Origin of the sequence: Paraburkholderia gardini, from assembly GCF_907164575.1 — a bacterium.
GTDB classification, from domain to species: Bacteria; Pseudomonadota; Gammaproteobacteria; order Burkholderiales; family Burkholderiaceae; genus Paraburkholderia; species Paraburkholderia gardini.
In genome coordinates this window covers 1-24,699 of record NZ_CAJQYY010000032.1, presented here as the reverse complement: position 1 = coordinate 24,699, position 24,699 = coordinate 1, and the positions used below count along the sequence as shown (strand labels likewise).

Below are 24,699 nucleotides of genomic sequence, written 5' to 3'. Positions count from 1 at the left end.
GGCGACCGTGGAAATGCGGCCCGGCCGATGAAGCGAACACGGGTTTCTCACCGGAGCAGCGACGCCTTCGGGATCGTTGATATCCTAGAGCCGAAGCGCCCGGCAAGACGGTCAACGAGTTGACAATCCGGCTTCATTCGACCTGCATGGTTTCCCTATGTCAGGACTTCGCAAAGAACTCCTCAGGCGCCCGGCATCACCTGAGCGGCGCACTCATGAGCGGCGGCGAGTGAAGTGGCCACCACCAACCGCTCGCGGCACTGCGACACGATGCGGGTCAACAGTGCTTCACAAGTCGGAATATCGTCGATGAGCCCAACCACCTGCCCCGCCCATACCAGTCCCGCATCGACCTCGCCGGTTTGAAGCGCATCGTGTCCGCGACGACCAGCCACCAGATGCCGGATGTCCTCGAACGCACAGCCGCCCGGGCGCCGCTCGGTGGCGACCACCTCGTCGGACACGGCATTTCTGAGTACGCGTGCCGTATTGCGCAACGTGCGGAAGATAAGTTGCGTATCCCGTTCGCTCGCACCCACGAGCTTCTGCTTGATATGCTCGTGCAACGGCGCCTCGACGGTCGCGCAAAAACGGGTTCCCATGTTCACACCTTCGGCACCCAGGGCGAGCGCCGCAGCCATGCCGTATCCGTCGGCGATGCCACCCGAAGCGATGACCGGAATCTTTAACGCCCGGGCCGCGAGAGGAATCAGTATCAGACCTGGTACGTCGTCTTCTCCCGGGTGTCCGGCGCATTCGAATCCGTCGATGCTGACTGCGTCCACGCCGTTGCGTTCGGCAGACAGTGCGTGCCTGACGCTCGCGCACTTGTGAAGAATCTTCACCCCGTTGCGCTTGAGCTTCTCGATGAATTCCCTGGGACTGCTGCCAGCCGTTTCGATCGTCTTCACGCCGCTCCCGATGATCACATCGAGGTATTCCGCGTAGGGAGGCGGACTCGCAGACGGAAGGATGGTCAAATTGACGCCGAAAGGCTTGTCGGTCATCGTTCGGCAGCGCTCGATTTCGCGCGCTAATGCGTCTGGATCCGGCTGGGTCAGCGCCGTCAGCACGCCCAGGCCGCCCGCATTGGAAACCGCCGACGCCAGTTCCGCTCGCCCCACCCACTGCATGCCGCCCTGAATGACAGGAAAACGGATGCCGAGCAAATCTGTAATACGCGTCTTCATAACGATCCTTTACTTACACTTGAGAGTTGTTCCGCGATCCGGGGATCGACAAATCCAGTTCATTCACCGCGAAAACAAGGCGTACGTTTTTCGACGAATGCGCCGACGCCTTCCCGGAAGTCGGCGGTACTCGCACACTGGACAAATGCTTCGGCCTCGGCGGCCAGTTGTTCATCGAAACTGCGTTCGAACGAGTCACACATCAAGCGCTTGAGCTGGCCCAGCGCACGCGTCGGACCGGACGCAAGCCTTGCCGCCAGTGCACCGGCTTCCTGCTCCAACCGATCCGCAGGCACGACCCGGTTGACCACGCCGAGACGCAATGCCTCATCGGCGTCGAACATGCCGTCGAGCAATGCGATCTCCAGCGCCTTGCGCAGTCCCACTACGCGCGGAAGGACCCACGAGGTAGAACAGTCGCAACTCGCGCCGAGATTGGGGTACGCGAGACTGAAACGCGTCCCTTCAGCAGCGATGGTGAGGTCGCAGCCGAGCATGATTCCCAGGCCTCCGCCAGCGACAGCACCGTGCACGCTCGCAATGACGGGCGCTTCGAGCGCGGCCAGAATGCTCACACCGGCATGCACCAGCGCGATACCTTTCTGCGCGTTCGCAACAGGGTCTTCGCGAAGCGACGCGACGTCGCCTCCAGCAATAAACGCCCGCCCCGCACCGCTGATGACAACCGCGCGTACCTCGCGGTCCTCCGCCAGAACTTCACATGCGGAACGGAACGCCTGCGCAGTCGCCAGATCGATGGCGTTCAGTGCTGCCGGGCGATTAAATCGAAGATGCGCAATTGCGCCGTCGCGCCAGGACAGAAGCGGCGAATTCGAGTGAATCAGATCATCAGGGCAATTCATGTGGTTTCCGTATTTCGCTTTTTCAGATATTCAGCGGCGCGGCGCTCGTATTTCTTCAAACCGCACACTGGCCGGTTCTATCAAGCGAGAGCTCGGCGAGTACTTCCGCCGTATGCTCGCCTATCTCGGGCAAGCGTCCGTCCTGTCGGCGGTAGTCGTTAAAGTTTGCGGGGCAACCCGGCAGTAACACTGGATCGCGTCCCGCTGCGTGGACCTTGACGAACAGATCCGCTGATACACCACCGTGGCCCGGTCTTACGTCGTCCAGGGTTCGCACCATGCCAAAAACGACACCGGCGTGGGTGAGACGTTCACATAGATCGGCTGTGGAAAGCCGGCCGGTTGCGCTGCGCAGTTCCGCGAGCATGGCCTGCCGGTTCTGCAGACGCGCAGCGTTTTCGCAGAAGCGCGGGTCAGCGGCTATTTCCGGTCGTTGAAGCGCGGCGCACAGACGCGCGAAGTGTTCCTTCGTATAGGCTGAAATGATGACGTTGCCATCGACGGTGGGCATCACTTCGGCGGCCGGCGCCGCATTGGTCTGGCCGTTACCCGAGCGGACCGGCACCGCGCCGCTCAGGCGATATTCGGCCCATGTGCTGGACATCGCCGACACAGCAACATCGACGAGCGAGACGTCGACGATGCCGCCGCGACCGCTTACGGATCGTCTTACCAGCGCCGCAAGTACAGCCGAGGTCAATGCGTTGGCAGCCATTACATCGACCACGGTGAAGCCCACGCGTGTCGGGTCGCGGTCGCCGTCGCCATTGATGCTCATCATGCCGCTCTCGGCTTGCGCGGCAATGTCGAAGCCCGCGCGTTGGCTCGCGGGGCCGGTTTGACCAAAGCCACTGACCTGCCCGTACACAAGACGGGGCACTCTATCGGTCAGCGTAGCCGCATCGAGCCCCAGCTTTTCCATGACGCCGGGCCGGTTGTTCTGGAGGACCACGTCTGCGGTGCAGGCCAGCGCGAGTGCGTCCTTTCGCGCCTCGGGATTGCGCAGATCGAGAACAACCGAGCGCTTCGACCGGTTGCAGGCCGAAAATAGCGGTCCGAAGTGGTCCTTGTTCCAGCCTGCATATCGGCCGGCGTCACCCTCGGGCGGTTCTACCTTGATGACGTCGGCGCCCAGTTCGGCCATCGTCTGGCCACACGCCGGCACCGCGATGTACTGCCCGAACTCGACGACACGCAGTCCCTTCAAAGGGGCATTTTCGGGCGTGCTTTGTCTGTCATGTGACATGAGCGTTCCTTACCGCCTTCAAACGACGGCCGCGACATTCGACGAACCCGGCTGACGGCGCCGGTCCACTTTCGGTAAGGCGACACCCCACGCATCTGCGTTGACTGCTGACGCCTTCGAGGTTTGCAGGGAAGCTGCTTAGCAGCACGCAGCCAACGAGCCATCAACCACAGTCGACGCTAGCTGTTCGAGCTGATACTCGGCGCCGCCGTAAAGGGTTGAGGCCGCTGCCAGGCGTTTAACGAAGTGGCCCAGCGTGTACTCCTGGGTCATACCGATTGCGCCATGGAGCTGCACCGACTCTTCCCACATGAGCGTTGCCGCTCGCGCGACAAAGGCCTTGGCGGCCGCGCTGTAGCGGCGTCGCACGGTGGCGTTGCCGCCGTCTTCCTGATCGAACACGCTGGCCGCAGCGCGCGTCAACGCGCGGGCTTCCTCGATCTCCACCATGAGGTCGACCATGCGATGCTGAATCACCTGATTCGCGCCGATGGTGCGGCCAAACTGCTTGCGCGTAGTGAGGTACTCACGGGTAATGTCGAACGCGGCGGCCATCACTCCCACCGTCTCGGCGCAATGCGCGACGGTCGCACGGTCGATCGCGCGTTCGATCAATGGCAGCACTTCATCACGCGACCCCATCGCCAGGGCCTGGGCGCATTCGACCCCGTCGAGCACGATGTCGGCTACGCGCTGGCCGTCGTACAGCGAGCGCGGCGTGACTGTCAGACCGGGCGAACCCGCTTCCATGAGGAAGAGGCCGATGCTGTCGCTCCCCACCATGGCAGCGAGCAGATACGCGTGTGCTCCGGCGCCACCCAGCACGAGCGATTTCTTGCCCTTCAGCGAGAAGCCCTGTCCGGTCGGCTGCGCGGTCATGGCGACGGCACCCGCATCGAACGAGATGCCCGGCTCCCAGGCGGCAAACGCGAGACGCTGGCTGCCAGCGACGACGCCGGGAAGGTAACGTGCCCGAAGCTCAGGTTTGGCCACATCGACGAACAGCATGGTGGCCAACACAGCCGAGGCGACGAAGGGCTCGTTGACCAGCCCACGCCCGAGTTCCTCCACCAGAACGCAAATGTCGCCCAGCGAACTGTTCAAGCCATCGTCGGCTTCGGGAACCGGCATCGCGAGCCAGCCGAGTTCCGCAAATTCATTCCAGCGCGCGGGCAGGCATCCATGCGGGTGCGCGAACGACGCCTCTCGCACGGCGTTGCCATACCCGCGGGCGATATATTTACGGGCGCTGTCGGCCAGCATGTCCTGGTCGTCGTTCAGATTTTGTTCGCTCATAGTCCGAGTACCGCTTTGGAAAGAATGTTGCGCTGGATTTCGCTGCTGCCCCCGGCGATCGTGTAGCCACGCGCGACGAACCGTCGCGACGAAGCGGTCGCGGCAATAGGGTCCTGGTGCGGTGACGGCGGGCCCACTTCAAGCACCTCAGGATCGAGGACCAGGCCTTCCTGACCCAGGGCATCGACAATCAGCTGTTCCCAAAGCTGAATCAGGCGGCTGCCCCTCAGCTTCAACATGGAAGCTTCAGGGCCGATCGGGTGGCCCGAGATGGATCGCTGGATGAAACGGGCAGCGTTGGCTTCGAGTGCCATCAAGCGCATTTCCAGTTCGGCGAACCGTTGCCGGAACCAGGAGCAGTCGGCGAGGCGCACGCCGCCTTCAGTGCGCGTCATTGCGACTTCCTGGGCGCGTGCCCTGCGCCGCTTGTTCTCGCCGATTCGCGCGAGCTTCAGACGTTCGAATTCGAGTAGCGACTTCGCAATCTTCCAACCTTCGTTTTCCTTACCAACGAGGTTCTCAAACGGGACCTCCACGTTGTCGAAGAACACTTCGTTGAAGACGACCCAGCCATGGATGCCAACGATAGGCCGGACCGTGACGCCGGGCGACTTCATGTCGACGAGCAGGAACGAAATGCCTTCCTGCGGCTTCGCTTCCGGGTCCGTGCGCACGATACAGAAAATCCAGTCCGAATACTGTGCATAAGACGTCCAGATCTTCGATCCGTTGATGACGTATCCACCATCGGTACGCTCGGCTCGCGTTTTCACCGAGACAAGATCGGACCCCGCGTTGGGTTCCGAGTACCCCTGGCACCACCACTGCCTTCCTGCCGCTATCTCGGGCAAGAATCGATCGCGCTGGGCAGCGGTTCCGAAGCGCATCAGGATCGGCGCGATCATCGAGAAACTGACCATGATGATTTCTGGAGCGTCGTTATTGCAGAGCTCCTCTTCGAACGCGAGCTCTTGCTGCACTGTCCAGCCTTGACCGCCCCATTCACGCGGCCAATGCGGCACGAGGTAACCATGCGCCGCGAGGATCTGATACCAGGCCACCACGCGCTCGCGCGGAATCTGACGCCCGCTTCGAACCATGTCGCGGATATCGGACGGCAAATTGGTCTGCACGAATTCGCGAGCCTGTCTCCTGAATTCCGTGAGTTCACGCGTCTCAAACATATTGTTCATTCCAGAGGAAAGGATATGGAGTTCACGAAAGGAACTCAGTAACGGATAGGATAAAATGCACGCTAAGCCGAGTCAGTCGATGAATTGACAATCTCGTTGACAGCGGAGCCAGGACATTCCCGCATTCGGCTTTTGCTTGTTCAGTATCTGGAGATGTATATGGGCCACCAGCCGAGCGCCGCAGACTGTTTCGCACTGATCTGCCGGGCGCTTCGAGCCAGTACGCTTTTCGCAGAATGGCCACTTCCCAGTATCGAGCGTCTCGCAAAGATGGCGCGTCTGGAGCATCACAAGAAGCACACGCAAGTTCTGGCGGCAGATCGCGAACGGCGCGAGGTCCTGGTCGTCGTTTCTGGAAGTGTTGAGGTAAGCCGCACGAACGCGGACGGTTCCAGGTTTGTGGGTATTCTGATGCGCGCAGGTGACTGCTCAGGCCTCGTGCGCCTGTTACCGGAAATTCGTGCGCCCTATGATTACGTCGTGCTTGAGGAGGCGCTGCTGGTGCATGCGCCAAGCGATGCGATGATTGAAATCATGAATGACGAGCCGATTCTCTGGCGTTCGGTCGCGCTCCTCTTACTCTCGCGACAACGCGACAACGCCGTATCGATGCAACAGCGTGTCCTGAGCGATCTGTCGACTCAACTTGCCGCACGGATCGTCGAACTGCTGGCCGCGTCAGACATTTCCGGAGCCGGTGGCCGTGGTCAGTCGCTGCACTTAAGCCAGAGCAAACTCGCTTCCATGCTCGGAAAATCGCGTCAAACAATCAACAAGGAATTGGGTAAGCTGTCAGCCAAAGGGCTGATCACGATCGATTACGGAAAAATCGACGTTCTGGATTTGCCCGCATTGGAGGCATTGGCTGCCAGCGGCTCTAGCCGCTAGTTGGAACGCGGCTGCGGGCGGCAAACGCCGCGGTCCCGGAAAGCGTTCCAGGGCCGCGAAGAAGTCGAATCAAAGGTTGCTGTAACCGCCGCCGCAGACCAGAACTTGACCCGAAACATAGTTCGACTCCGGCGAGCAGAACAGGTACACCGACCCTGCCGCTTCCACAGCGGTGCCCGGACGACCCAGCGGAATCATACGGCTCGCGCCATCGAGCATCGACTGCTGCACACCGACCTTGATCTCGCGACCTTCGATGTTCACGGTCTTGCTTTCTTCGCCAGCCAGCGCCTGCGTCAGACGCGTTTCGATGAGACCGAATGCCACCGCGTTCACGTTGACCTTCAGGCGACCCCACTCCTTGGCCATGGTCTTGGTCATGCCCAGGATACCGGCCTTGGCCGACGAGTAGTTGATCTGTCCCGCGTTGCCACCGGCTGCTACTGACGAGATATTCACCACCTTACGGAACACTTCACGGCCCTCGGCGGCTTCAGCCTTGGCCGCCGCGCTGATCACCGGATAGGCTGCGCGCAGGATACGGAACGGCGCCGTCAGGTGACAGTCCATGATCGCGTACCACTGTTCGTCGGTCATCTTCTGAACGACGTTGTCCCATGTAAAGCCAGCGTTGTTGACGATGATGTCCACGCTCTTGAAGTTGGACACCGCGGTGCCGATGAAACGCTCGGCAAAGTCGCTTGCTGTCACGCTGCCGGCGCACACGGCTGCCTCGCCACCCTGGGCGCGGATCAGCTCGGCCACTTCGTTGGCCGGATCTGCGTCGAGGTCGTTGATGACAACGCGAGCGCCTTCCGAAGCCAGTTTCAATGCCACTTCACGGCCAATGCCACGGCCGGAGCCGGTCACCAATGCGGTCTTGCCTGCGAGCTTGCTCATCTCAATCTTCCTTTCCGTTTGATACGCGTTGTTCTTTAAATAATCAGTTCAGTGCCACCACGGCTTCGCCGAGCAGCTTCTCGTCGCCGAACTGGTTGATACACCTGAGCGCGAGCTTCACGCGTTGCTCACCGTCTGCCTCGAACTTCTCGATCACTTGACCGGTGCAGGCAGGTTGATTGCCCAGATGCGTGATGCCGGTGAAACGGACCGCCACACTGCGGATCTGCGTCTGCGGCACCCAACCCGTCAGCAGTCGGCCCAGATAAGCGACTGACAACATGCCGTGTGCGAACACGTCCGGCATGCGCGCCTTGCGGGCGAAATCAATGTCGACGTGGATCGGATTGTGGTCGCCCGAGGCGCCACAATAGAGCGCCAGCGTGGTGCGGTTGATCGCCGGCAGGGAGAGCGCGGGCAACGTGTCGCCCACCTTCACATCGTTAAAACGAGGTACTTGCATCGAGCGTCTCCTTAACCGTTGCGCTGCACGATCACGCCGCGCAGATCAGCGACGTGCTCGTGCGCCTGATTCGTCACGCGGGTTTCCTGCACGACGAATTGCAGCGCGCCGCCTTTTTTCTCGTAGACGTCAGCGAGCTTCGTCTCGAAGCTGAGCGTGTCGCCTGCGTAGGCCATCCGGTGATACGTGAACGCTTGCTCGGCATGGAGGATGCGTGCCAGATCCAAATCCAGAGACTTCAGTGTCGCAACCAGATCGCCCGTTTCACTGTTCATGCAGAACAGGAAGGTCGGCGGCACCGGCAAGCCGGGATAGCCGGCATCGCGAGCGACGGATTCGTCGGTGTACAACGGGTTGGTTTCGCCAATGGCCTTGGCAAAAAAGCGCAGGCGGCCCTTCTCGACATCGACGGTGCCGCGTGACATCACGCGGCCGATCATGCTTTTGTCTGCCATTACAAACTCTCCTCAAAAGAAATGGCGCGCGACAGTCACGCCGCCCGCCATTTCCATCACGCCATCAGGCGCGACCGTACAGCGTCACCACGCAGGCGCCGCCCAGACCCAGGTTGTGCTGCAGTGCGAGCTTTGCGCCGTCGACCTGACGAGCGTCCGCCGTACCGCGCAACTGGTTCGTGAGTTCGTAACACTGAGCCAGTCCTGTCGCACCCAGCGGGTGACCCTTCGAGAGCAGACCGCCCGACGGATTGGTCACGACCTTGCCGCCATACGTGTTGTCGCCATCGTTGACGAACTTCTCGGCGCCGCCCACCGGGCAGAAGCCCAGCGATTCATAGGTCACCAGTTCGTTATGCGCGAAGCAATCGTGCAGTTCGACGACCTTGATATCCGACGGGCCCACGCCAGCCTTTTCGTACACCTGGCGCGCGGCTTCGCGAGCCATGCTGAAGCCGACCAGCTCGATCATCGAACGCTCGCCCAAGGTTGCCGGGCTGTCGGTCGTCATCGATTGCGCAAGGATCTGCACGTCGGTGCGAATGTTGTGCTTCTTCGCGAAGGCTTCCGAGCAGATAATCGCGGCCGCTGCGCCGCAGGTCGGCGGGCAGGCCATCAGACGCGTCATCACGCCCGGCCACACGACTGGATCGGCCATCACGTCTTCGGCGCTCACGATCTTGCGGAAAATCGCGAGCGGATTGTTCGCAGCGTGACGGCTCGCCTTCGCGCGGATCTTCGCGAAGGTTTCCATCTTCGTGCCGTACTTCTCCATGTGCTCCTTGCCCGCGCCACCGAACATCATCAGCGCGCCCGGCACTTTCGACTCGACAGCATCGGGATTCAGTTCCGCTGCAAGAACGGACGAGCTGCCCAGCGGGCTGGGACGGTCATGCCAGATCCCGCCGAGCGCGCCCGGCTGCATCTGCTCGAAACCGAGCGCGATCGCACATTCCACCGCACCGCTTTCGACTGCCTGACGCGCCATGAACAACGCGCTTGAACCGGTTGCGCAGTTATTCGTGACGTTGAGCACCGGGATCTGCGTCAACCCCACCGGGTACAGCGCAGCCTGCCCACAGCATGAGTCACCGTAGACGTAGCCGACATACGCCTGCTGCACGAGGTCATACGAAATGCCCGCATCTGCAAGCGCGGCGCGCGCGGCTTCCGAGCCCATCTCGACATACGAAGCGCTCGCACCTGGTTTCTTGAACTGAATCATGCCGACACCGGCGACTACCACTTTCTCAGACATCGTCTGTCTCCTTCTCTGGTTCTTTAAAATTCGTTAGTTAATGAATGCCGCTAGCTGCCGGCATTCAGCGGGACGTGTTACGCCATGCGCCCAGCACAACGTCCAGGTTCACATCCTGGCCTTCGGCTGAACGAAGCACTTCGGGTACCGTGCGGCTGAAACGCGGCGCCGGCGCGGGTTGCACGACACCATCGATCTCGATGAAGGTACGTCGCGCAACGTTGTGTTCGTGTTGCGGCGCCTCATCCATATCGAGCACCGGTGCAAAGCAAACGTCCGTGCCTTCCAGCACTTCGGTCCACTGCGCGCGGGTGCGCGTGACGAAGTGCGCAGCCAGGCGGCGCTTTAGCTCCGGCCAGTGACGCGGCTCGAACTGGTGAGAAAAAACTGAATCGGTAATCTCGAGGCGCGCGAGCAGTTCCGCGTAGAACTGCGGCTCGATCGAGCCGATCGCGATGTATTTGCCGTCGGCACATTCGTACGTGTCGTAGAAGTGCGCGGAGCCATCCAGCAGATTGCTGCCGCGCCGGGCGCTCCACCTGCCCTGCGCCTGCATGCCGTAGAACATCGCGCCGAGCAGCGCCGTGCCGTCGGTCATCGCGGCATCGATCACCTGTCCCTTGCCGCTGTTGCGTGCCTCGACGAGCGCGCACGCCACACCGAACGCCAGCATCATCGCGCCGCCGCCCAGATCGCCGACCAGATTGAGCGGCGGAGGCGGTGCTTCTTCCGCGCGGCCCATCGAGCCCAGCATGCCGCTGATCGAGATGTAGTTGATGTCATGGCCCGCTGCCTGCGCGAGCGGCCCAGATTGCCCCCAGCCGGTCATGCGGCCGTATACGAGCTTCGGATTGCGTTGCAGGCAAACCTCCGGGCCGAGGCCAAGCCGCTCCATCACGCCCGGCCGAAACCCTTCGATCAGCGCGTCGGCCTGCTCGACGAGTGCCAGCACCTGCTGGGCACCTTCAGCCGATTTGAGGTCGATCGTGACCGTGCGCTTGCCGCGCGCCGTGACGTCATAGCGAAGCGAATCCTGCGCTGGCGGCGTGCCGTCGAGGCCCGAACGCCTGCCTGCGGGACGGTCCACGCGAATGACATCGGCGCCCATGTCCGCGAGCATCATCCCGCAGAACGGTCCCGGCCCGATGCCCACCATTTCCAATACCCGAATGCCCTGTAATGGTCCGCTCATGTCAAATCGTCCTGATTCTTTCAAATGAGGTTTTGAGGTCTCGATTCTTCGATAAATATCGCGACTACATCGATAACGGGGGCGTTGGGAGCGCGCAATGACACAGTCGCCATCAGGACTCCCGGAGTGCCTCGCACGCGCAATCACCTTTCGCAGCGCCGCAGACGGCGCCCGTTTCCCCACCGTCAATGTGGCGCCGGGTTCAGCCCAGCTTGCGGTCGTCCAGACCGAGGCTGCGCCCAATGATCTCTTTCATGATTTCGCTGCTGCCTGCGTAGATGCGCGAGATGCGGGCGTCGGTGTACATGCGGCTAATGCGGTATTCATCCATGTAGCCGGCGCCGCCATGCAACTGCACGCCTTCATCCGTCATGCGCCCCTCCAGCTCCGAGCAGAGCAGCTTGGCCGCGGCAGCCGTTTCCGAGCTCAACCTGCCCGCGTTGTGCAGCAGCACGCACTGGTCCACAAATGTCTGTAGCGCGTCGAGTTCCGCACGCAACTGCGCGAGCTTGAAACGCGAGTTCTGAAACGTGCCGACCGGCCGGCCAAATGCCTTACGCTCCTTCACGTAGTCGAGCGTCAGGTCGAAGGCCACCTGCGCGCTGGCGAGGTAACCGCACGCGCCCAGCAAACGCTCCTCCGCCAGGTGGCGCGTGAGATAACGGAAGCCCTGAGCGGCATCGCCGAGCACGTTGGCTTTGGGAACCCGGACGTTATCGAAGAACAACTCCGCGGTGTCCTGCGACTGCAGGCCCATTTTCTTCAACTTGCGGCCGCGCTCAAAACCCGGCATTCCGCGCTCCACAATGAAGAGACCGATAGCATGCGGGTTGTCCGGCGAGGTTCGTGCAGCCACTACCACGTAGTCAGCCAGAATGCCGTTCGAGATATACGTCTTCGCGCCGTTGAGTAACCAGTAGTCGCCCTTTTCCTTTGCCCGGGCGCGAATGCCCGCCAGGTCCGAACCCGTTTGCGGCTCGGTCATGGCAATGGCAAGAATCGCTTCGCCACGGGCCGCCTTCGGCAGAATGCGCGCACGCTGCTCATCGTTGCCCAGCTTGCCGATGTAAGGCCCAACGAGGCGAGAGTGCAGCGTATGAAAAAAGCCCGAATCGCCGTAGCGAGCGTTCTCCTCCATCAGGATCTGCTCGTAGCGGAAGTCTGCGACTCCTGCGCCACCGTGCTCCTGATCTGCCCACATCAGCAGATAGCCTTGCTCGCCCGCCTTCAGGAAGACCTCCCGGTCGACACAGCCGCGCTCGCGCCATTGCTCGCCGTGCGGGCCGACCTCGCGCTGATAAAAGCGCCGGGCGGATTCGCGGAATATCTCGTGTTCCGCTTCGAAGATGAGGCGTTCCATTTACTTGTCTCCTCTGTACACGAACATTCTGGTCGAGCAGTCAAACGTTGTCGTCGTCCGAACTACCTATATTGCGGCCGCATCTAGCTGATCAGCCCCTGCTCGCGTGCCCGTGCTACGGCTTCGGTGCGATTGCTCGCGCCGAGCTTGCCCGAGATATTGCGCAGATGCGCACGTATCGTCGCCTGTGACAGAAACAGGGCTTCTGCAAGCGCAGCATTGGATTTGCCGAGCGCCAGCAACTTCAGAACGTGGATCTCACGTTGAGTGAGCGCGTCCCCGCGCCGGCCCTGCTGAATAGCGGCAGAATTCGACGATGCTTCGAAGTCGCCTGCGGCGCCAGCGCAAGCAAGCTCCAGCCGTTCGAAGTAGCCAGCCATCGCACCGGCCGGCATCTTTCCCGACGCCAGCACTGCGCGCGCACGCGACAAGGCGAGTGATGCGATGACAGGTCCTTCGTCGGCGAACGGTTGCACGATGCCTTCGGTACAGGCGTACGACAGCACCTGCGCCATGCGTTCGAGTGCGGCTTCCGGCCGTCCGGCCCGCTGCAACGCTTCAGCCAGCAAAAGGCTGGTCCGAAGGGCCAGGCGCTGACGGCGTTGCGCGTGGAGCTGTTCGATCGAAGCAGGTAGCTCTGCCAGCAGGTCGTCGAGGGCGGCGCTACCTGCACCTTCTTCCGCCGCGTGAACGCGCAACCGCAGGCGTCCCATCTCCAGCGTCTCCACCTCATGCAGTGGCACGGGAACCGCGCGCTCCGGGCTCCACAATTCCGGCGCTTCGGCTCGACGCAGACACGCCGCAGCCGCAGCTACATCGCCCTGGATCAACGCCAGTCGCGAACGCTCAAGTTCCGCGCTGACGACGAGACGACCGATGCTCTGGCGGTGGCCGATGAATTCCAGCTCGCCGAGCACGCCGTAGGCGCGGTCCGGCTCGCCGCGTTGCCACGCCAGTCGCGACTGCGTGATATAGCCTCGCACCATCTGGCCGCTTGCTCCTGACTCCCGCGCGAGCGCCATGTAGATGGTCAGAACCTGTCCGGCCTGTTCGAGATGACCGGCTTCGTACAATGCCTCGGCAAACAGCATCGCCGACGGCGCGCTGCCAGTGGCCCGGCCCGCGACATCGTCGGCCATGTTGTTTGTCGCGAGACGAAAACGTGCAATGGCGTCCTGCAACCGTCCCTGTCTCAGACTAATCGTGCCTTCCAGCGCCTCAGCCATCACCAGGCTAAAAGTGCTGCCGATTTCGATGTGCGAACGGCGCGCCTGATCCAGCAGTGCGCGCGCCTCTTCATGACGCTCGAGTGCAGCGTAGAGTTTCGCCAGCAAATTGGTCAGTAAACCGTATGGAAAGGCATAGCGAGGATCGATCCGCGCGTGATTTTCGATACCCATGGCAAGCCCATGAGCCTGATCCGTCATCACCAGCAGCATGGGACGGAGCGCAAGCATGTGAGCCCGCAACTCCGTATTCCAGCCGGCTTCGTCCCGTTGCATGGTTTCGTCTATGCGTCGCACGAGCGCCTGCGCATCCGCATACCGGTGCGTAAAAATGAGTGCCCACGCGCGGACGACATTCAGTTTGTACCGGCTATCCAGCAGAACCTGAGGCAGGCTGTCGAGCCAGCGGGCCAGCAGGCGGAAGCGGCCGAGATCCAGCAGTCGCTGCGCGTGTATGTCAAGAAGGCGCCCGGCGCAGTCGTGGTCCCCTGCGTGCAATGCATGCTCAATGGCAGGCACCGGCCGTCCCTCGCCCTCATACCACTGCGAGGCCCGCATATGGAGAACGGGCAACGCGGAAGGATCGAGTTGAGTCAGTTGCGCGCACAGAAATTCGCGAAACAGGCTGTGGTACCGGTAATGGCCTGGATTGTCCAACGTCGTCAGAAAGAGGTTTGCACGCTCGAGTTCCGCGAGTAGCGCGGCGCTACCGGTGTGTTCAAGCAAGGCATCGCAGACGGGCGCGCTGAGTTCATGGAGCACGCTTGTGCGCAACAGAAACTCGCGCTGTGCATCGGGCAATCTGACAAGCACGTCTTCGGCCAGATACTCTGTAATTGCGGCGTGGGAACCCGAGAAAGTGGCAAGAAAGGTCCCCGGATCGTCGTGTCCTTCCAGTGCGAGAGAAGCCAGCCAGACTGCTGTGGCCCAACCGTCAGTAACCTTGTGAAGTCGGCCGAGTTCACTGCTGGCCAGCGTGAGGCCGCGTCGGTTGTGCAGATATTCGGCGGTTTCTTCCAGAGAAAAACGCAAGTGCCCCGGTCCGACTTCCAGCAACTGGCCGCGCGCGCGCAGCCGGCCCAAGCCGAGGCCAGGCACGACACGCGAGCCGATCACGATTTGCCAGCCAGATGGGAGGTGATCCACGAGTTGCCGGATCAGATCCAGCACAGCAAGACTTTCGACGACCTCGAAGTCATCCAGAAACATTGTGAAATTGGCACGGGACGCAGCGACGCGGTCGATCAGTTCGAGCAGGCCCGGTTCGCCAGAAGCGGTACCGACGCGCGGCGCGACGCACGCGATTGCCGCATCGAAGTGTGCAAGGAAGCGGCCAAGATCGTTGTCAGATGCGTCCAGATTGAGCCACCTGATAACCGCGCCACTCTCCTGCCGCCGCGCCGAGTACTGCAGCATGGCCGTCGTTTTGCCGAATCCGGCTGGCGCACGCAGCACGATCAGGCGTACATCGCCTGCGTCATTGATGCGCTCACTCAATTGCGCCCGCCGCAATTGAAACAGAGGCGGACGAGGCGGAGCCAGCTTGGAAGGCAAGAGATTTTGATGCATGGCGTACTGAAGTTATAGACACGTAGTCGCACGCGCGTACTGCACGTGGCCACTCAGTTCGCGCGAACGACGGGCGGCCGGTTGCGATGTTTTGCGCCGCCGGGTCCGTAGCCGTGCATCTGGACGCAGGCTCCAGGCGCGGCGACGCCGCGAGACACGCGGCGTCGCGCCCGAAGGAGCAATTCAGAACTAGAGCTTGCGCGATATGAGTTCGCGCATGACCTCATTGGTACCGCCGTATATACGTGATACCCGCATATCGACAAAGGCGCGCGCAATCGGGTATTCGAGCATGTAGCCGTATCCGCCATGCAACTGCACCATATCGTCGATGCATTTCCACATGGTTTCGCTAGCGTAAAGCTTGGCGATCGCCGCTTCTTCGGCGGTCAACTTTCGTCGTATATGTTCGCTGATGTAGTAATCGACCATGGTGCGCAAGGCCACGGCTTGTGCCTTTATATCGGCCAGCTTGAACCTGGTGTTCTGAAAGTCCCACACAGTCTGACCAAATGCCTTGCGGTCTTTCACGTATTCCAGTGTCTGTTCCAGCAGGCGCTCCACTTTCGCGGCGGCGTTCACTGCGATCATGAAACGCTCCTGCGCCAGGTCCTGCATCATGTACGTGAACCCCTTGTTCTCCTCGCCCAGGCGGTTGGCAACCGGCACCCGCACGTTGTCGAAGAACAGTTCCGCGGTGTCCTGGGCGTGCATGCCGACTTTTTCAAGCTTGCGCCCCCGGCGAAAACCCTCGCGGTTCGTCTCCACCATGATCAGACTGACACCCTTCGCGCCGGCTGCCGGATCGGTCTTGCACACGACCAGCACCAGGTCAGAGACGCAACCGTTGGTGATGAACGTTTTGCTGCCGTTGATCACGTATTCGTCGCCCTCGCGCACGGCCGTCGTGCGCACCGACTTCAGGTCGCTGCCGCCGCCGGGTTCGGTCATGGCGATGGCCAGAATGATTTCGCCGGCGCAGACCTTCGGCAACCAGCGCATCTTTTGTTCTTCTGTGCCGAGCCGGTTGATGTAGGGCGCGACAATGTCCGAGTGCAGGCCGATCGACAATCCGCTCACGCCGCAATAGGCCAGCTCTTCCGCAAGGATCGCCGCATGGCCGAAATCACCGCCGCCGCCGCCGTACTCGGCGGGCAAGGTCGTGCACAGCATGCCCTCGCAGCCCGCCTTCAGCCAGGTCTCACGATCAACTTCGCCCTCCTTGTTCCACGCTTGCTGGCGTGGCGCGCATTCGCGTTCCATAAAGCGCCGCACAGATACGCGGAATTGCTCGTGATCTTCACGATAGACGCGGCGAATAACTTCCATCTACTACTCCTCGCAAAAAGGGGAAGCGCATCGATCGGCTGCTCACCGGCACTTCTGGCGACCCGCGAAACGACGCATCAGTGCGCTGATCATGCTTGAGGCGTTTTCGCAAGAAAGCCACCCATCTTGGGGGGGCCGGGCGACGTTTTGATGGGTTTGCGCGCCTGGTCTGGCGTGGATGTATTTGTCCGATGCCGGCGACGTGGCATCAAGGGGCGCGGCGGTCCGGCGCGTGAATCCCGCCTACTAGGAGAAACCCCTGCGGATCGAGAAGCACCATGCTGGCTTTGGCCCTTGGTGCTTTATTTCCGGATCGCAGATGTGCAATGTTTGCGTGTCTGGAGTTAAATTCCGACGCCGTGTGCCCCGTCTATGGCCGAAACCGGGCTTCCTAGTGAGGCTGCACGGGGGGAACGCCGCCCGAGAAATCCCGCAGACGGGCTGCGGCTTCGTCACGGCCCGTCACGCCGAGCTTGATGTAGATGTTCTTCAGATGCCATTTGACCGTCTCGGGCGTCACACCAAGCACACGTGCAATCCTTTTGTTCGGCATAGCCATCGCGAGAAGTTCGAGCACTTCGGTTTCGCGTTCGCTGAGCGCCTTTATGCCACCGCCCGAATCGGCGGTTGGTGCGACCGAAACCCCTGCGCCAGTCACGTCGACACACGCCTTAAGCCGCTGGACATAGAACGCGAGAACTGGTTCAAGCGCTTCTTTCTCGACGATCGTTTCCAGCATTTCAGTCAGACCCGGCGCAGCGTCGACAAGCGTTCGTTGCAATCCCAGACGGTGCCCAAGGTGAATGGCCTGCAGCAGATTGTCCCGGGCCGAACGATCGGAGCCACGCGCCAGCTCCGCCGAAGCAAGTTGCACGCGCAGGCTCGCCGCCCTCCGCCACCGCCCGCCTTCTTCGGAAATCGCAACGAGTGAAACCAGCCGCGAACGGGCGTCGTCAAACGCCTTTCGGTGTAGGGACATGTCGATTTGCGCGCGCTGGGTAACGACCCGAATCTCCAGTGCCGTCCCACGAGTCGCGCCGGCATACCGGGCGCCAAGTGCTTCGGCGCGTTTCAGCGCGGCGTCGGCCTGATCCGGCTCGCCTTGCATGAGGTTCCAGCGGACTGCCTCGAGAAGGGCGTGAGCAAGCAGCCTGTCAAGGCGATACTTGATCGCGTATTCCTCGAGGCGTTCTATGTAGGCATAAGCTTCCAGAGGCCGTCCTGCGAGGCGATGCGCAGCGGCGAGCGTTATGAACGCGCTCAGCACGATGTCCGGAATGGAGACGCGCTCCATGAACTCGATGCGTTCCTCAAGCATCGCGCGCGCAGCGTCGAAATCGTTGAGCTCGAACAAAGCATCGCCGAGCAGGCCTGTCGCCATACACGCGGCGCCAATGTACGCCGCTCCGTATTTTTCCGCGTCCTTGAGCACTTCACGGTAAATGCCTTCCGCGATGACCATCCTGCCTTCCAGTGCGTGGCTCATTCCGGCCAGACAACGCGCGACGAGATCGACGCGAGGCGCTCCCTCACGACGGGTGCCGGCCTCGAGCACTTCGCGGGCCGTTTCGTATTCGCCCGTGTACATGTACATCCAGGACATGATGCTGCTGCACCCGGATAACTTGAAGTCATCGGTATCGGCAGGCGGCCGTTGCAGCTCGGGCAGAATCAGCGCCAACGCGTCGGTGTCGTCGCGCTGAAGTGCGACAAGGCCACGCAACAGGCTCAGCGCGAAGCGTTGATGGTCATCCAGACCGCCGTGTGCAACCTCGGCCTGCATTGCCTGGATGGACTGCGCGGCGACGTCGAGATTGCGCGCCGCCAGTTGCAGATGTGCGGCCAGAAGGCGCAGATCGAATCGCGCTTCGATCACATCGTCTGGAAGCTGCCGCAGCAGACCGGCAACCTGGCCAAGCTCGCCCTGCGCTACCAACGCCTGCGCGCAGCCCTGCACCATCTCAGCCGCGGCTTGCGGCTCATCGGCCAGCACTGCGTGGTGCACGGCTTCGTCGACAAAACCATTCCGGTCGAACCAGCGCCAGGCCTTTGCGTGCAGAGCGCGCCGTTCAGTTTCCGAAAGCGTAGCGACGCGGACCTGCAGTGCCTCGCGCAGCATTGGATGCAGCCGGTACCATGTTTCCCGGTCACGCCCGCGCACCTGTTCAAGAAAGAGATTTTCGGCTTCCAGATGAACGAGCCGGGTCGACATGCGCACAAATGCATGCGGTTGGCCCATCAGGTTTGCGCATAACGAAGGACAAAAACGGTCGCAGATCGACAGGCATACCAGCAGCTCAAGATCTCCCGGTGCCAGCCGGGTCAGCACTTCGCGCTCGAAATAGTCTGCAAAACTGCGAGCGTCACGCACTTGAATACAGGCATAGCGCCCGTCGCGACGACCCTTCAGGTCCACCGCGAACAACTGCAGGCCAGCAATCCAGCCGCCGGTCAGTTCGTAAAGAACCTGCGCGTCGCGCGGATCGATTTCGCCTAGCTGGTCGCGCAGAAACTGTTCTGACTCGGCAAGCGAGAAGCGCAGATCGCGCAGGTCGAACTCGCTGCACTGGCCCTGAGACTCGAGGCGCCACAGGGAAAGTTGCAATGCACTTCGGGAGGCGATGATCAGATGGAAGTGAGCGGGGGCGTAGTCGATCAGGTGTTGCAGCGCGAGCGTGATCAGGGGATCGGTCAGATGCTGCGCGTCGTCCAGCATTAGCACCAGTTCGCGCGACCGGCGGGCAATGCCGTTGACGAGCATGATCATCCGGTGCTCGACTTTCGACGCTTCCCAGTCCTCTCCCGAAAGCATTGCGACTTCGCACACCATTGCGGGGTCCACCTCCGCCAGGCTCGCCAGCAGGCAGTCGAAGAAACGCGCGGGATTGTTGTCGTCGACGGTCAGCGAAAGCCACGCAACGTCGAAATCAAAAGAGAGCAACGCCTGCCGCCATGTCACCAGGGTCGTGGTCTTGCCGCTGCCAGCGGGCCCGCGGAGCAGGACAAAGCGCTGCCGACGCGTTGCGACCAGCCGAGCGAGCAACGCTTCCCGTGGCAGCAAACGACGCACCGCGCGCGGCGGAGCCAGTTTGGTGCCGGCGACGGAAGCTTCAATCTGGACAGGGGAGCGGGACACTTCAGTCAACGGCGTATAGGACTGGGATATGAGGCGGAAACTTGATGCGTGGCCGGGCGCAAACGCGCGTTTACCGGACGCGTGCAACCAACGAGCGGCAAAGTTGATGAGGGATTATATCCCGCCGCCCAATCGTTGAGCCGCCCGTACGGGTTGAGGCCAGCCGCACCGCTGCGCCACGGAGCACAATACCGCCGCCCCGCAGACGGCAGGCAAGACACACGCTAACCATGCGGGGTCAACGGACACGAACGGCCGTGATTCTCGCGGGAAAGAGTTCCAGATCCGGGATGCACGCGAATTCACAGGATTAAAGAGCCGCCCATACCGCGATACGGTGCCTGCCCGCATCGTTGCTCGCTTTCGGAGCCCCGCCCCAAGCGGCTCCGCGAGCGGTTATTTGCCCCCCCCTTGATGGGGGGGGGTAGGCTGGAAACGCCCCGTAGATACTGCGATGATATTGGCTCGGGCCAGCAGCGGAATGACGTGCATTACTCGACGCAACGCCACCTGCAAAACCCGGCAAAAGTGGTCGAAAACGATAGACGGAGATGAGAAATGTACTTGACACAAGGGCTGCATCGCAGCGTGCAGCAACGGCCGAATGCGACAGCGATACATTTCCAGAGCGAGGCATTGACCTACGCCGAACTGGGTGCGCGCGTTGCGCGGCTCGCAGGGGCGCTTCGGCAACTGGGCGCCGGAAGCGGCGAACGGGTCGCGATGCTGTCAGTCAACTCGCCTCGATACATCGAATACTACATGGCGACACCGTGGGCGGGCGGCGTTCTGAATCCGCTCAATATCCGCTGGAGCGCAAGCGAATTGCTGTATGCGCTGAACGACTCCGGCACGTCCATCCTGATCGTCGACGAAACGTTCCTCGCCCTGGGTGTCAAACTGGCGCGCGAAGCCGGCACACTACGACATATCATCTATGCTGGCGACGGCGATGTTCCGGACGGCATGCTGGACTACGAAAGCCTGATTGCCCAGTCCGAACCGGTCGAAGACGCGGTGCGTCAGGGCGACGATCTGGCTGGCATCTTCTACACGGGAGGAACTACCGGTTTTCCGAAGGGCGTGATGTTGAGCCATACGAACCTCGGCGTGGCCGCACTCGCCACGCTCGCCGTTGGTCACGTCATACCGGGCACGGTGTTTCTTCATGCAATGCCAATGTTCCACCTGGCCGGTTTCGCGGCAATCAACTCGCTCCTCGCCTGCGGCGGAGTGCACGTGGTGGTGCCGACCTTCACGCCGCAAACGACGATGGAGGCCATTTCCAGGCATGGCGTGAATCGGGTCATGCTGGCGCCTACTATGCTCCAGATGATGATTGACTGGATCGACAACCATGCGGCTGAAAGCACAGGCCTGAACAAGTCTTCTCTCACACGAATCATGTACGGCGCTTCGCCGATTTCGCAAACGCTCCTTCGGCGTGCACAGAAGACGTTTCCCAAGGCTGAATTTGTCCAGGGCTACGGCATGACGGAACTCTCTCCCGTCTGTGCATCGCTTGGGCCGGAATACCATACAGAGGAAGCCTATGCCAACGGCAAGATGCGCGCTGCGGGCAAGCCGCTGATGTGCGTTGAAGTCAAGATCGTTGATCCACAAGGCCGGGAAGTGCCGCGCGGTACAACCGGTGAAATTGTCGTACGTGGCCCCAATGTGATGCTTGGCTACTGGAACCTGCCGGAGGTTACGGCCGAAACGCTTCGCGACGGCTGGATGCACACGGGCGACGGTGGCTACATGGATGACGACGGTCTGCTTTACGTTGTCGATCGCCTGAAGGACATGATTGTCTCCGGAGGCGAAAACATCTATTCCGCCGAAGTCGAAAACGCGATCTCGAGCCATCCGGCTGTCGCTCAATGCGCTGTTATCGGAATACCGAATGACAGATGGGGCGAATCCGTTCACGCCATAATCGTCGCGAAGCCCGGCGAGGTCGCCACAGCAGAGGCAATTCAGGCTCATTGTCGTGAACGCATCGCGGGATACAAATGCCCCCGTAGCGTAGAGTTTCGCGAGTCCCTCCCCATCTCACCTGTTGGAAAGATTCAAAAGAACACATTGCGCGAGACGTTCTGGGCGAATCAGAAGCGTGGCGTAGCGTGAGAAACCCGCCGTCGGCCTGGCGTTCCTTCGGGTCTGCGGCGCAAAAGCAGGTGACCGTCGGAGGCACATCCCCTTGCCGCTTCTTTCGACGAAACAGACATAGCAAGGGGCGTCCCGTTCAGCTCTCCGCGAAAGTCAATGGGACTGACGGAAGTCGATAGCGGGTTCGTCGGTCGGACAGGCCTCGCTGCCCTCGACAATTTCTCTGGCGCCCGTCGTCTGCGCCGCTATTCATGCGCGCTCCCGGACCAAAGCGACACGGCCTCCCCGGTGAACTTCGGTCTGCCTTGAGTCCCGCATCGATCGCGAAAATCGCATCGGCCGCGGACGCGATGCGGCGCAAGCCCAAAGAAACTTGCGAGCGACCTTCAACGCGGCGTCCCCGCGAGAAAATCGACGTCGTGGCGGCTGGCAGCCCGCGCTTCACGCAGGAGCAAACCCGCTTGCTCCGCGTGCACCCCTGTCTTCGAGACACTTGATTTGCGCGTGACAGGAATAGCTCTATCTGGCCCATTCCGCGAGATACCAGGGAAAACGACGGGCTGGCTGTGCCAACAATATAGGTAGATCGGACTACGACAGTCTTCAATTGAGAATCGACAATGTCTTTCAGTTGAGGAGACAAACGTACACCGTATAACCTTGGGCTTCAGGCGAAGATGGACCGGTGGCGTTGCGAGCAGGAACGTTAGCGCGCGTTAAAGCACCTCTCAGGACGAATGGCTTCCAGCAGGATCGACTCACCCCGAACACATGGACGACAGTCATCGGCGCGATAAAACCGGCGCGCTTTCGCGAGACACTCACCCGTTCAAGGGCCGATACGTTGCGAGCGATGTTCCCAAGGCACGTCTGAACGATGAACCGGCGTACCGCATGCTACTGGCCGCAAATTTCGCGTCCCTTCTGGCAGACGCCGGGTAATTCATTGGCGTCTCACCGCAGCTCGCTAATGAAGGCGGATGTGGCCGTGCTTCCCGGAGCGGCGGTTCAAAAGGCGCATCTCGTCTGACTGATGTCGCACCCGGATTCCGGCAACGCGGTTAACAAAGAAAGCCGGAACCAGCAGGACCGAAAGAATCGGAAACGTATGCACCATATCGATAAGCGCTCGGGCGATGAAAGTAGTCGCGAATCGATCTCTGTTTTTCGGACTTTTATAACAAAGGAGAGGAGACGAAATGAAGTTGAAATGGTTCGTGATGGCTACAATGGCTACGCTTGGCAGCACGGCATACGCAGAATCCTCGGTGACGCTCTATGGCGTGCTCGATTCAGGTCTGCTCTATCAAAGCACGTCCGCGGCATCGTTCAATCCAGCGGCTAAAAACCTTGGACGGGTTTATGCGCTCAAGGATGGCGGAATCTACTCAAGCGTGTGGGGCCTTAAGGGAACCGAAGATATCGGCGGGGGATACTCCGTTCATTTCAGGTTACAAGGCGCATTCACAAGCAACACCGGCGCGCTTCGGCTGTCTGATACGCCGGGGGTATCAGCATTGTTCAATCAGGAAGCGAGCGTCGGCGTGTCTGGCCCGTTTGGCTCGCTCAACGCAGGTCGTCAGTTCGCACCGATGGCTTATGCTCTCGCCGAGACTGACGTACGCGGCGGCCAGTACTTCGGCAGCATTCTGACCACCTGGCTAGGTATGAATCAGTCCGCGGGCTGGGTCGGCACCTCCACCAACGGACCGCTCGGCGCGCTGTATGACAGTAACGCGATCGTCTATAACTCCCCCAGGTTCGCCGGCGTCAGCGTTGCGCTGGAATACGCGCCCGGTGGTGTCGCAGGCAGCTTCCAGGGGGGTACCCGTGAATCCGCGGTGCTGAAGTATGCCAACTACGGACTCAGTCTGGCGGCCATTTACTATAACGGTCACGACACCAACCCGGGAGCCACGACGGTCGCCACTGGCCGTGATAACAACCGGTTCGTGTACGCCGGCGCGGAATATACGACTCACGGTTTCTCGGTGTCCGCATCATACGCAAATGGCCGGGACCCGTCCCGGCCGAACGTGGTGGATCTTGACATGTATTCCGGCGGCCTCGGATATCGCTTCTCGCCCGCGTTGAAGCTGACAGGCGGTATCTACTATCTCAAGGACACAAACAATTCTGCCAACAAATCCCTCGAATTCGCCGCGGGTGTCGAATACAGCCTTTCCAAAGCCACAATTCTGTATGCGCAGGCCGGCCATGTGAACAACGAAGGAACGATGACCACGTCGATAACGTATGGTGCTCCAGTGGCGCCGCATTCGGGAAGTACAGCGGTCAACCTCGGCCTGCGTCACAATTTCTGACGCCTCGCCAAACCGTCTCGCGTGCCGGACAGGTGCTCGGGACGGTTTTTAGCGGAAGCCCTGCACAAGACCGTATTTTCAGAAATACGGAACATGTATTGGGTCCATTTACACATCGACTCAATACAGTGATTCTTGAATTCGACTCCTTCGATGAGTTGTCCGAAAATGCACATCGCGGTCGATGCGCGTATTAACGCCGTTACCCCTGCTGCCTCTCACGGCATCAGGTGTAACGTTGGGAACACACTGCTTTTCGGTATCGCGAGGAGGATGCCTCCGATGCCACATTATGTTTGCGTTAAAGTGCGGAGAAGGCAATGAGAGTGTTTGTAGCAGTAAAAAGGGTGATCGATGCCAATGTGAAAGTTAGCGTCAAATCGGACAACACAGGTCCGGACATCGCGAACGTGAAGATGTCGATGAATCCGTTCGACGAGATCGCGGTGGAAGAAGCGGTGCGCCTGAAGGAAGCGGGCGTGGCGACTGAAGTGATCGCCGTATCGTGTGGCGTGACGCAATGTCAGGAAACGCTGCGCACGGCGCTGGCGATTGGCGCGGACCGCGCGATCCTGATCGAGTCGAATGAAGAGCTGCAGCCGCTGGCCGTTGCCAAGCTGCTCAAGGCGCTGGTCGACAGGGAACAGCCCCAGCTGGTGATCCTCGGCAAGCAGGCGATCGACGACGATTCGAACCAGA

The 24,699-nt window shown here is 61.0% G+C and carries 19 protein-coding genes; 5 read left to right on the top strand and 14 right to left on the bottom strand.

Features of this window, described 5'->3' with window-relative positions:
* Window positions 1–182: 182 nt before the first annotated feature.
* The 5 genes from LPA34_RS22940 to LPA34_RS22920 form a co-directional block, all read right to left on the bottom strand.
* Entirely contained in the window at window positions 183–1,190 is a 1,008-nt protein-coding gene (locus LPA34_RS22940) for an NAD(P)H-dependent flavin oxidoreductase (RefSeq protein ID WP_228982573.1), read from the bottom strand.
* A 59-nt stretch (window positions 1,191–1,249) separates the two neighbouring features.
* Window positions 1,250–2,053, bottom strand: coding sequence for an enoyl-CoA hydratase/isomerase family protein (locus LPA34_RS22935; RefSeq protein ID WP_228982572.1), 804 nt, complete (start codon window positions 2,051–2,053; stop codon window positions 1,250–1,252).
* A gap of 55 nt (window positions 2,054–2,108) precedes the next feature.
* On the bottom strand, window positions 2,109–3,299 hold the full coding sequence (locus LPA34_RS22930; protein WP_228982570.1) for a CaiB/BaiF CoA transferase family protein: 1,191 nt from the start codon (window positions 3,297–3,299) through the stop codon (window positions 2,109–2,111).
* A 138-nt stretch (window positions 3,300–3,437) separates the two neighbouring features.
* On the bottom strand, window positions 3,438–4,595 hold the full coding sequence (locus tag LPA34_RS22925) for an acyl-CoA dehydrogenase family protein (protein WP_228982568.1): 1,158 nt from the start codon (window positions 4,593–4,595) through the stop codon (window positions 3,438–3,440).
* Window positions 4,592–5,779, bottom strand: coding sequence for an acyl-CoA dehydrogenase family protein (locus LPA34_RS22920; protein WP_228982566.1), 1,188 nt, complete (start codon window positions 5,777–5,779; stop codon window positions 4,592–4,594). Before LPA34_RS22920 ends, LPA34_RS22925 begins: the two co-directional genes overlap by 4 nt.
* 168 nt (window positions 5,780–5,947) lie before the next feature.
* Here LPA34_RS22920 and LPA34_RS22915 point away from each other — a divergent pair, with 168 nt between their 5' ends.
* Window positions 5,948–6,676, top strand: a complete 729-nt coding sequence (locus LPA34_RS22915) for a Crp/Fnr family transcriptional regulator (RefSeq protein WP_228982563.1) — start codon at window positions 5,948–5,950, stop codon at window positions 6,674–6,676.
* 69 nt (window positions 6,677–6,745) lie between these two features.
* Here the strand turns inward: LPA34_RS22915 and LPA34_RS22910 are convergent, their stop codons facing one another.
* The 7 genes from LPA34_RS22910 to LPA34_RS22880 form a co-directional block, all read right to left on the bottom strand.
* Window positions 6,746–7,576 (bottom strand): SDR family NAD(P)-dependent oxidoreductase, encoded by an 831-nt coding sequence (locus tag LPA34_RS22910; protein WP_228982560.1) that lies wholly within the window; start codon window positions 7,574–7,576, stop codon window positions 6,746–6,748.
* A 43-nt stretch (window positions 7,577–7,619) separates the two neighbouring features.
* The gene (locus LPA34_RS22905; RefSeq protein ID WP_228982559.1) at window positions 7,620–8,039 is read right to left on the bottom strand and encodes a MaoC family dehydratase; all 420 of its coding nucleotides are present in this window, start codon (window positions 8,037–8,039) and stop codon (window positions 7,620–7,622) included.
* 11 nt (window positions 8,040–8,050) lie between these two features.
* Window positions 8,051–8,494: a MaoC family dehydratase N-terminal domain-containing protein gene (locus LPA34_RS22900; protein WP_228982557.1), complete on the bottom strand. Its 444-nt coding sequence runs from the start codon at window positions 8,492–8,494 to the stop codon at window positions 8,051–8,053.
* A 64-nt stretch (window positions 8,495–8,558) separates the two neighbouring features.
* Window positions 8,559–9,752 carry a lipid-transfer protein gene (locus LPA34_RS22895; RefSeq protein ID WP_228982554.1) on the bottom strand — a complete coding sequence of 398 codons (1,194 nt, stop codon included), beginning with the start codon at window positions 9,750–9,752 and terminating at the stop codon, window positions 8,559–8,561.
* A 64-nt stretch (window positions 9,753–9,816) separates the two neighbouring features.
* On the bottom strand, window positions 9,817–10,944 hold the full coding sequence (locus LPA34_RS22890) for a CaiB/BaiF CoA transferase family protein (RefSeq protein ID WP_228982552.1): 1,128 nt from the start codon (window positions 10,942–10,944) through the stop codon (window positions 9,817–9,819).
* Between the two features lie 202 nt (window positions 10,945–11,146).
* Window positions 11,147–12,304, bottom strand: a complete 1,158-nt coding sequence (locus LPA34_RS22885) for an acyl-CoA dehydrogenase family protein (RefSeq protein WP_228982550.1) — start codon at window positions 12,302–12,304, stop codon at window positions 11,147–11,149.
* 83 nt (window positions 12,305–12,387) lie between these two features.
* Window positions 12,388–14,700, bottom strand: coding sequence for a LuxR C-terminal-related transcriptional regulator (locus LPA34_RS22880; RefSeq protein WP_228982548.1), 2,313 nt, complete (start codon window positions 14,698–14,700; stop codon window positions 12,388–12,390).
* On the opposite strand from LPA34_RS22880, the gene LPA34_RS22875 reads away from it, so the two are divergent.
* Window positions 14,680–15,117 carry a hypothetical protein gene (locus LPA34_RS22875; RefSeq protein WP_228982544.1) on the top strand — a complete coding sequence of 146 codons (438 nt, stop codon included), beginning with the start codon at window positions 14,680–14,682 and terminating at the stop codon, window positions 15,115–15,117. The two genes, LPA34_RS22880 and LPA34_RS22875, sit on opposite strands and share 21 nt — an antisense overlap.
* Window positions 15,118–15,288: 171 nt before the next feature.
* Here LPA34_RS22875 and LPA34_RS22870 read toward each other — a convergent pair whose 3' ends face one another.
* Complete coding sequence (locus LPA34_RS22870) at window positions 15,289–16,428, bottom strand: acyl-CoA dehydrogenase family protein (RefSeq protein WP_228982542.1); 1,140 nt, start codon at window positions 16,426–16,428, stop codon at window positions 15,289–15,291.
* Between the two features lie 391 nt (window positions 16,429–16,819).
* Window positions 16,820–19,564 carry a LuxR C-terminal-related transcriptional regulator gene (locus LPA34_RS22865; protein ID WP_228982541.1) on the bottom strand — a complete coding sequence of 915 codons (2,745 nt, stop codon included), beginning with the start codon at window positions 19,562–19,564 and terminating at the stop codon, window positions 16,820–16,822.
* Between the two features lie 558 nt (window positions 19,565–20,122).
* On the opposite strand from LPA34_RS22865, the gene LPA34_RS22860 reads away from it, so the two are divergent.
* The 3 genes from LPA34_RS22860 to LPA34_RS22850 all read left to right on the top strand — a co-directional run.
* Entirely contained in the window at window positions 20,123–21,694 is a 1,572-nt protein-coding gene (locus tag LPA34_RS22860; RefSeq protein ID WP_228982539.1) for a long-chain-fatty-acid--CoA ligase, read from the top strand.
* 1,181 nt (window positions 21,695–22,875) lie between these two features.
* Window positions 22,876–24,000 carry a porin gene (locus tag LPA34_RS22855; RefSeq protein WP_228982537.1) on the top strand — a complete coding sequence of 375 codons (1,125 nt, stop codon included), beginning with the start codon at window positions 22,876–22,878 and terminating at the stop codon, window positions 23,998–24,000.
* A 320-nt stretch (window positions 24,001–24,320) separates the two neighbouring features.
* On the top strand, window positions 24,321–24,699 hold a 379-nt coding region (locus tag LPA34_RS22850), incomplete at its 3' end, for an electron transfer flavoprotein subunit beta/FixA family protein (RefSeq protein ID WP_228982535.1).